Below are 8,256 nucleotides of genomic sequence, written 5' to 3'. Positions count from 1 at the left end.
CTCCGGTAGCCGTGCACCATGCGCCGCCGCCGCAGGCTCCGGTGCCGGTGCGCGCCGGCAGCTGGAAGATCCAGCTCGGCGCGTTCCGGGACGAGGGCAATGCGCGCGCGTTGTGGAACAGCGTCGCCGGCCGGCTGCCCGGCGCGCGGCCGATCTATGCAAGCGCCCATGGCGTGACCCGGGTCCAGGCCGGGCCGTTCGCCAGCAAGGCGGAAGCGCAGCGCGCCTGCGCGGCCAGCCGAGTGAACTGCAACGTGGTCGCGCCGTAACCGCTCAGGTCGCTCCCACCGCCACCAGCGCGTCGATCGCGCCCTGCAGGATGTACGCCGCCGCCATCTTGTCGACCAGCTCGGCGCGTTTCGCGCGGCTGGCATCCTGTTCGATCAGGGTGCGGGTCACCGCCTGGGTAGACCAGCGCTCGTCCCAGAGCAGCACCGGGTAGAGGTCCTCGACGTTGCGGGCAAAGGCGCGGGTCGATTGCGAGCGCGGGCTCTCGCTGCCATCGAGATGGAGCGGCAGGCCGATCACCAGCCCAACCACCCGTTGCCGCACCGCCAGCACGGCAAGCGTCGCCTTGTCAGCCGTGAACTTGGTGCGGCGGACCAGCTCGGCGGGGCTGGCGAAGCTCCACCCCGCATCGCACAATGCGGTGCCGATCGTCTTGGTGCCGACGTCCAGCCCGAGCAGGCGGCCTCCCGCGGGCAGCGCGGCACGGAACACCGCCTGATCGGTAGTGATCACTTCTCCTTGAACGCTGCCAGCCGCCGGGCCGCGTCGGCGCGCACGTTCGCCCAGAACAGGCTGTAGTCGTAGACGTGATAGTTGTTGCCCGGCAGCACGTAGCGGCCGACGTCCGGCCCTTCGCCGATCAGCAGGAAGCCGCGCTCCCCGCACCGCGCCGCCACCTTGCCCGCCGCGATGCCGGCGCTGCCCAGATTGGATGCGGGATAGAGCGTGCCCAGGTTGGCGCTCGCCGGCGCGGCGGCGTCGGCGCTGCCGGTCAGCGGGTTGGTGCACACCATCGGCGTGCCCCGGCGCGGATGGCCGTCGAAGCCGGTGGTGACGTCATAGGCATCGGTGATCAGCGACGGGTCGGCGGGCTCGGCGAAGCTCTGCCAAGACAGGAGGCAGCGAGGCTGGTCGGCGGTGCGGCATTCGGGAAAGCCGAGCGCGAGCAGGTCGGTCGCGCGCGACACCGGCCAGCCGATCACATAGGCCGCGACAACTCGTGCCGCGAGCGGCTTGCCCGCCACCTGCTCGCGCAGCAGCCGCGTCAGGTGCAGCGACCCCTGGCTGTGTCCGGCCAGGATGATCGGGCGGTCGGGGCCGACCTGCGCCAGGAACGCCGCGAACGCCGCCGCCACGTCGCCATAGGCCAGGTCGAGCGCGCGGTTCGCCTCGGGCGCGGTGGTCAGGAATGCGCCGAACGTCGCCTGGCGATAGCGCGGCGCCCAGATCGCGCCGACGCCGTTGAAGGCGCTCACCTGGCCGCGCAGGAACAGGTCGGCGCGCGCGTTCGCTTCCGCGTCGTTCAGCGGCGCGTTCCAGTGATCGCGCGCCAGGTACGAGGTCGGGTGGATGAAGAAGATCGCCGGCCCATCCGCGGGGGCGTCGGCGTGGTAGCCGGGCGGCGTCCACAGCGCCGGGTTGTCCTTGATGTCCGGCCGCGCCGCCCATAGCCGCGGCCCGGCATAGTCGGCGGCGGTCAGCGGCCGCTCGGCATGGAACTGCGCCCGCGGGGCCATCGCGATCCGCATCAGCTGCGTCCCGTACAGCCGATAGGCGAACGCCCCGGCGATCACCAGGACGATCAGGACGGTGAAGGCATAGAGGAACTTGCGCGCCAAGGGTCGCTCCCGGATCGTACCTGACCCTTGGACGAGCGGCCCGTGCGAGGCAATCGCCGGTTGCGCGGACCGGAGCGGCAATGCTAGCCGCGCGCCATGCCCGTCGACATCCCCACCGTGAAGCGGATCGCGAGCCTCGCCCGCCTCGCGATCACCGACGAGGAGGCGGGCCGCCTCGCTCCCGAACTCGACAATCTGATGAGCTGGATCGAGCAGCTTGGCGAGGTCGACACGAGCGGCGTCGAGCCGATGACCACCGTGATCCCCAACCAGCTGCGACTGCGCGACGACGTGGTCGACGCCGATCCGCTGACCGGTGGCGGCATCCGCGATCGGCTGATGGCCAACGCGCCGCAGGGTGAGCACGGGTTCTTCACCGTGCCCAAGGTGATCGAATGACCGATCTCACCGATCTCGGCATTGCCGCCATCCGCGACGGGGTGCGCGCCGGCAGCTTCTCCGCGCGCGAAGTGGCCGACGCGTTCATCACCAAGGTGAGCCGCGCCAAGGCGCTCAACGCCTTCCTGGTCGAGACGCCCGACCACGCGCTCGCCGCCGCCAAATCCGCCGACGACGCACGGGCGGCCGGGGAAGCACTGAAGCCGCTCGCCGGCGTGCCGATCGGCATGAAGGACCTGTTCTGTACGGCCGGTGTGGCGACGACGGCGGCGAGCCACATCCTCGAAGGCTTCGTGCCGCCGTACGAATCCACCGTGTCGCAGAAGCTGTGGGACGCCGGCGCAGGGATGCTCGGCAAGCTCAACATGGACCAGTTCGCGATGGGTTCGTCGAACGAGACCAGCGCGTTCGGCGACGTCATCTCGCCATGGCGTCGCGCCGATGGAAGCAACGCCGCGCTCGCCCCTGGCGGCTCTTCGGGCGGGTCGTCGGCAGCGGTGGCGGCGCGGCTGTGCGCGGGCGCGACCGGCACCGACACCGGTGGCTCGATCCGCCAGCCCGCCGCCTTTACCGGCATCAGCGGCATCAAGCCGACCTATGGTCGCTGCTCGCGCTGGGGGACGATCGCGTTTGCGTCGTCGCTCGACCAGGCCGGGCCGATAGCGCGCGACGTGCGCGACTGCGCGATCATGCTGGCGGCGATGGCGGGGTATGACGCCAAGGACGCGACTTCGCTCAAGCTCGACGTGCCGGCGTGGGAGGCGGGGCTGAACCCGTCGATGGCGGGCAAGCGTGTCGGCATCCCCAGGGAGTACCGCGTCGACGGCGGCCCGGCCGAGATCGACGCGCTGTGGCAGCAGGGCATCGACTGGCTGCGCGACGCGGGTGCCGAGATCGTCGAGGTGTCGCTGCCGCACACCAAATACGCGCTGCCCGCCTATTACATCATCGCGCCGGCGGAGGCGTCGTCCAACCTCGCCCGCTACGACGGCGTGCGTTACGGGCTGCGCGACCTGCCCGAAGGCGCGGGGCTGCAGGACATGTACGCCGCGACCCGGGCCGACGGCTTCGGAGCGGAGGTCAAGCGGCGGATCATGATCGGCACTTATGTATTGTCCGCAGGCTTTTACGACGCATACTACACACAGGCGCAGAAGGTGCGGACGCTGATCGCGCGCGACTTCGAGGCGGCGTGGGAGAAGTGCGACGTGCTCCTGACCCCGACCGCGCCATCGGCGGCGTTCGCGCTGGGCGAGAAGAGCGCCGACCCGCTGGCGATGTACCTTAACGACGTGTTCACGGTGCCGTCCTCGCTCGCCGGCCTGCCGGCGATGAGCGTGCCGGGCGGGGTTGATGCGGCGGGGCTACCGCTTGGGCTGCAGATCATCGGCCGCGCGCTCGATGAGCAGGGAGTGCTTAACGCGGGGCTGGCGCTCGAGCAGCGCGCGGGGTTCACGGCGCGACCGGAGGCTTGGTGGTGACGACGAGCGACTACAGGGTAAAAGGCACCACCGGCGAGTGGGAGGTCGTCATCGGCCTCGAGGTCCACGCCCAGGTCACCTCCAACGCCAAGCTGTTCTCCGGCGCGGCGACCGCGTTCGGGGCGGAGCCGAACACGCAGGTGTCGCTGGTCGACGCGGCGATGCCGGGCATGTTGCCCGTCCCCAACCGCGAGTGCATCCGCCAGGCGGTGCGCACCGGCATGGCGATCGACGCGGCTATCAACCGCTGGAGCCAGTTCGACCGCAAGAATTATTTCTACGCCGACCTGCCGCAGGGTTACCAGATCAGCCAGCTCTATCACCCGCTGGTCGGCGAGGGGCATCTGGACGTCGTGCCCGACGACAAGGACCCCGGCACGACCAAGCGCATCGGCGTCGAGCGCATCCATGTCGAGCAGGATGCCGGCAAGCTGATGCACGACCAGCATCCGACCCGCAGCTATGTCGACCTCAACCGCTCGGGCGTCGCGCTGATGGAGATCGTCAGCCGGCCCGACATGGCTTCTCCTGCCGAAGCAGGGGCTTACCTGACGAAGCTGCGCTCGATCCTGCGCTATGTCGGGTCGTGTGACGGCAATATGGACCAGGGGTCGATGCGCGCCGACGTCAACGTCAGCGTCCGCAAGCCGGGCCCAATCACTAAAGAACATCCGCTCGGCACGCGCACCGAGACCAAGAACGTCAACTCGATCCGCTTCGTGATGCAGGCGATCGAGCATGAGGCGAAGCGGCAGGTCGCGGTGCTGGAGGAGGGCGGTCGCATCGTTCAGGAGACGCGGCTCTTCGACCCTGATCGCGGCGTGACCCGCTCGATGCGCTCCAAGGAGGATGCGCAGGACTATCGCTATTTTCCTGATCCCGACCTGTTGCCGCTGGAGCTGGACGAAGCGTTCCTCGACGAGTGCCGCGCGTCGCTGCCCGAGCTGCCCGACGCCAAGCGGGTGCGCTACGAGGCGGCGGGGGTGACGCCTTACAACGCCGGCGTGCTGACCGCCGAGGTCGAGACCGCGCGATGGTTCGATGCGCTGCTGACGGCTGGCGCTCCGGCCGGACCGGCGTCGAACTGGGTGACGGGGGAGCTGTTCGGCGCGCTCAACCGGCTCGGCCTCGGCATCGGCGACAGCCCGGTGACGCCGCCCTGCGCGGCGGAGCTGCTGGCGCTGGTCGCCGACGGCACGCTGTCGGGCAGCCTCGCCAAGCAGGTGTTCGAGGTGATGCTGGACACGGGCGAAGCGCCGGGCGCGATCGTCGAGGCGCGCGGGTTGAAGCAGACCAGCGACACCGGCGCGATCGAGGCGGTGATCGCCGAGGTGCTCGCCAAGAACCCCGGCCAGCTGGAGCAATACCGCGCCGGCAAGGTCGCACTGTTCGGCTTCTTCGTCGGGCAGACGATGAAGGCGATGGGCGGCAAGGCCAATCCTGGGGTCGTCAACGACCTGCTGAAGCAGGCGCTCGGCTAGGTCGTCGGCCCGCGGGACGGGCCGACGGTCAAGCTACTGCGCGTCGAGATCCTGGTTCTTGACCTCGCCACCGGTGCCTGCATTGCCTGAATAGTCGCCGGTCTCGGTCAGCGTGTCCGGCTCCTCGCCCCCCTCGCCGCGATCGACCGCGTCGGAGCGTGCCTCCACCGCCTGCTCGATGTCGCTGCGGCTGTCCTCGTCCTGTGCGGGAGCGCTGTCGGGATTGGGATCGTTCGCCACGCCTAGATCTCCGCCGGTTGCGAGGTGCCGGGATCGCCTGCGGGTATGCCGGGCGAGGGCTGGTCGAAGTCCGGACCGATCGGCGCGATCTCGGGCGGCGGCGCGCCGGGGGAGACGGGCTGGCCCGAGGGGATGGGACTTTCGGGGGGAGGCTGGGTGGCCATGACGATGTTCCTTGTCTGCAGGGGCTCAACGTCGCCGCCGGTCGAAATATCCCCGCCGGCAAACCCCGGCTTGCAACCCGGCTTGCTCCGGCGCACATCGCTGGTATAGACGCCCGCCACACCGGCGGTGCCCCATGGGCACAACCGGGCGGGCGTGGCGGAACTGGTAGACGCAGCAGGTTTAGGTCCTGCCATCGCAAGATGTGGGGGTTCGAGTCCCTTCGCCCGCACCAGCCCGCGAAGGCTCGAAGACGTCCGGGGGACATCAGCTTCGCAACTCCCGAGCGCAAGCGAAGGGGTTGCGCCCAACAACGAGAGATCGAGACGAGATGCAGACTGTCGAGACGTTGAACGAGGGGCTGAAGCGAGCCTATACGATGACCATCACCGCCGGCGACATCGACGCCAAGGTCGAGGCCGAGGTCAAGCGGGTCGCGCCGCAGGTCAAGATGCCGGGCTTCCGCCCTGGCAAGGTCCCGGCCAACCTGGTGCGCAAGATGCACGGCGAGGCGCTGGCCGCCGACGCGCTCAACAACGCCATCCAGCAGGGCGTGCAGGAGCTGATCCAGGGCAATGGCCTGCGCCCGGCGATGCAGCCCTCGGTCGAGCTGGCCGACGGCTATGCGCGCGGCCAGGATGCCGAGATCAGCGTCGCGATGGAGGTGCTGCCGAGCGTGCCGACGCCGGCGATCGACGCGCTGACGCTGGAGCGGCTGACCGTGCCGGTCGCCGACGCCGCGGTCGACGAGCAGCTGAAGAAGTTCGCAGACCAGCAGAAGAAGTGGGACGATGCCGCTGACAAGGCGGCGGAAACCGGCGACCTCGTCACCGTCGACTTCGTCGGCAAGACGGTCGATGACGGCGTCGCGTTCGAGGGCGGCACCGGCAGCGACATGGCGGTTGAGATCGGTGCCGGCCGCTTGATCCCCGGCTTCGAGGATCAGGTGATCGGCGTACACGCGGGCGACGAGCGGCAGATCGCCGTCACCTTCCCGGCCGACTATACCGCCAAGGAGCTGGCCGGCCGCGATGCGACGTTTGATCTTGTCGTCAAGTCGGTGCAGGTCGCGGGCGAGCGCGCGATCGACGACGATCTCGCCAAGTCGCTCGGCCTGACCGACCTGGAGCAGTTCCGCGGGCTGTTGAAGGGGCAGATCGAGCAGGAGCATAACGGCCTCACCCGCACCTATATGAAGCGCAAGCTGCTCGACCAGCTCGCCGCCGGCCACGACTTCGAGGTGCCGCCGTCGATGGTCGATGCCGAGTTCGACCAGATCTGGCAGCAGCTGGAGCATGAGGCCACCAACGAGGCCGATCCGGCAGCCGCCCGTGCCGAGATGGAAGCCGAGCGCGAGGATTACCGCCGCATCGCCGAGCGGCGGGTGCGGCTGGGGCTGCTCCTGTCCGAGATCGGCCAGGCCAACGGGGTGGAGATCAGCGGCCAGGAGATGAACCGGCTGATCCAGCAGGCGGCTCAGCAATATCCGCGCGAGCAGCAGCAGCAGTTCATCCAATATGTCCAGCAGGAGCCGATGGCCGCCGCCCAGCTGCGCGCACCGCTGTACGAGGACAAGGTGGTCGATTTCCTGTTTGGTCGCGCGACGATCACCGACCGCGAGACGACCCGCGAGGAGCTGGAGGCGGCGATCGAGAGCGAGGACGGCTTCGCAACCGGCACGCACGTCCACGATCACGACCACGATCACGCCCCTGAGCAGGCGGAGGCTGCGATCGACCTCGCGGAGGAGGCCGCGCCGAAGCCGACCAAGCCCGTCGCCAAGGGCAGCAACGCCGGCGTCGACACCGACGGCACCGACGCCGCCCCGATCAAGAAGCCGCGCGCGAAGAAGCCGGCACCGGTAGCGGGGGAGCTGCAGGCAGCGCAGGCGGACCCGGCGGAGATCGCTGCAGGTACGGAGGCGTCGGATGTGTCCGCCAAGAAGTCGCGTGCCAGGAAGAAGGCGGAGGGGTGATGTCCCGCGGCCATGCCGGTAATGCCGGGATGGTCGTCGTCGTATAGGACGTACCGCGACCAGTGCTTTGTCTTCGGACCTCGATCGCCGGATGGGCGTTCAGCCGGCGACAAAATGATCGGAGCCGGTGATGAAAGCCATCCTGTTCGACGACTACGGACCCGCCAGCGTCCTGCGCTACGACGACGTGCCGGAGCCTGTGCCGGGTGACGGCAAGGCGTTGGTGCGAGTGGCTGCGACTAGCGTGAACCCGATCGATGTGAAGATCCGCTCTGGTGCCGTACGGGACCGGATGCCGGTCGAGCTGCCGTACATCCCCGGTGTCGATGTCGCCGGCGAGGTGGTGGCGATCGGTGCCGGCGTGACGGCGCTGAAGGTGGGCGACCGCGTGATGGGCATGGCGAGCGGCACCTATGCGCAGCTGTGCGTGGTGCAGGCGGATACCGTCGCGCTAGTGCCGGAAGGGCTGGAGCTGCAGGATGCGGCCACGCTGCCGCTGGTGACCGTCACGGGCGACCAGCTGGTGCGGGAAAGCGCCAAGGCGCAGGCCGGGCAGCGCATCCTTGTCACCGGTGCGCTGGGCGCGGTCGGCCGCTCGGCGGTGTTCGCCGCCAAGAGCCTCGGATGCCAGGTCGTCGCCGGCGTGCGCGGTCGGCAGGCGGCGGAGGCGG

The 8,256-nt window shown here is 69.5% G+C and carries 10 protein-coding genes and 1 tRNA gene; 7 read left to right on the top strand and 4 right to left on the bottom strand.

Annotation, left to right across the window (positions count from 1 at the left end; genetic code table 11):
* Positions 1-269 (top strand): SPOR domain-containing protein (locus tag HUU96_RS07620; RefSeq protein ID WP_174292237.1); only part of this gene is annotated, 269 nt, incomplete at its 5' end.
* A gap of 4 nt (positions 270-273) precedes the next feature.
* Here HUU96_RS07620 and ruvX read toward each other — a convergent pair.
* A complete protein-coding gene (ruvX, locus tag HUU96_RS07615) occupies positions 274-741 on the bottom strand; it encodes a Holliday junction resolvase RuvX (protein ID WP_174292236.1) in 468 nt (155 codons plus the stop codon).
* The gene (locus tag HUU96_RS07610; RefSeq protein WP_174292235.1) at positions 738-1,847 is read right to left on the bottom strand and encodes a DUF3089 domain-containing protein; all 1,110 of its coding nucleotides are present in this window, start codon (positions 1,845-1,847) and stop codon (positions 738-740) included. Before HUU96_RS07610 ends, ruvX begins: the two co-directional genes overlap by 4 nt.
* A gap of 96 nt (positions 1,848-1,943) precedes the next feature.
* Between HUU96_RS07610 and gatC the strand changes: the two genes are divergently transcribed.
* The 3 genes from gatC to gatB are packed head-to-tail and all read left to right on the top strand — an operon-like array spanning position 1,944 to position 5,208.
* Positions 1,944-2,246 carry an Asp-tRNA(Asn)/Glu-tRNA(Gln) amidotransferase subunit GatC gene (gatC, locus tag HUU96_RS07605; RefSeq protein WP_174292234.1) on the top strand — a complete coding sequence of 101 codons (303 nt, stop codon included), beginning with the start codon at positions 1,944-1,946 and terminating at the stop codon, positions 2,244-2,246.
* Entirely contained in the window at positions 2,243-3,727 is a 1,485-nt protein-coding gene (gene gatA, locus HUU96_RS07600; protein ID WP_174292233.1) for an Asp-tRNA(Asn)/Glu-tRNA(Gln) amidotransferase subunit GatA, read from the top strand. The genes gatC and gatA overlap by 4 nt, the downstream gene beginning before the upstream one ends.
* A complete protein-coding gene (gatB, locus tag HUU96_RS07595; protein WP_438827067.1) occupies positions 3,724-5,208 on the top strand; it encodes an Asp-tRNA(Asn)/Glu-tRNA(Gln) amidotransferase subunit GatB in 1,485 nt (494 codons plus the stop codon). Before gatA ends, gatB begins: the two co-directional genes overlap by 4 nt.
* Before the next feature lie 33 nt (positions 5,209-5,241).
* Here gatB and HUU96_RS07590 read toward each other — a convergent pair whose 3' ends face one another.
* Together HUU96_RS07590 and HUU96_RS07585 are read right to left on the bottom strand one after the other, a co-directional pair.
* On the bottom strand, positions 5,242-5,448 hold the full coding sequence (locus HUU96_RS07590; RefSeq protein ID WP_174292231.1) for a hypothetical protein: 207 nt from the start codon (positions 5,446-5,448) through the stop codon (positions 5,242-5,244).
* Between the two features lie 2 nt (positions 5,449-5,450).
* Positions 5,451-5,612: a hypothetical protein gene (locus tag HUU96_RS07585; protein ID WP_174292230.1), complete on the bottom strand. Its 162-nt coding sequence runs from the start codon at positions 5,610-5,612 to the stop codon at positions 5,451-5,453.
* Between the two features lie 148 nt (positions 5,613-5,760).
* Between HUU96_RS07585 and HUU96_RS07580 the strand changes: the two genes are divergently transcribed.
* From HUU96_RS07580 to HUU96_RS07570, 3 genes are all read left to right on the top strand, one after another.
* A tRNA-Leu gene (locus HUU96_RS07580) sits at positions 5,761-5,845 on the top strand.
* 96 nt (positions 5,846-5,941) lie between these two features.
* A complete protein-coding gene (gene tig / locus HUU96_RS07575) occupies positions 5,942-7,585 on the top strand; it encodes a trigger factor (RefSeq protein ID WP_174292229.1) in 1,644 nt (547 codons plus the stop codon).
* A 130-nt stretch (positions 7,586-7,715) separates the two neighbouring features.
* Positions 7,716-8,256: NADP-dependent oxidoreductase (locus tag HUU96_RS07570; protein WP_174292228.1), on the top strand; the 541-nt coding region annotated here is incomplete at its 3' end.

The sequence above is a fragment of the Sphingomonas bacterium genome, assembly GCF_903644135.1.
Lineage (GTDB): Bacteria > Pseudomonadota > Alphaproteobacteria > Sphingomonadales > Sphingomonadaceae > Sphingomonas.
This window is presented reverse-complemented; position numbering and strand designations above follow the sequence as displayed.

Excerpts from the sequence above, each read along its gene's own strand:
- gatC (WP_174292234.1), top strand. The coding sequence starts at position 1,944 with ATGCCCGTCGACATCCCCACCGTGAAGCGGATCGCGAGCCTCGCCCGC.
- gatA (WP_174292233.1), top strand. The coding sequence starts at position 2,243 with ATGACCGATCTCACCGATCTCGGCATTGCCGCCATCCGCGACGGGGTG.
- HUU96_RS07585 (WP_174292230.1), bottom strand. The coding sequence starts at position 5,612 with ATGGCCACCCAGCCTCCCCCCGAAAGTCCCATCCCCTCGGGCCAGCCC.
- tig (WP_174292229.1), top strand. The coding sequence starts at position 5,942 with ATGCAGACTGTCGAGACGTTGAACGAGGGGCTGAAGCGAGCCTATACG.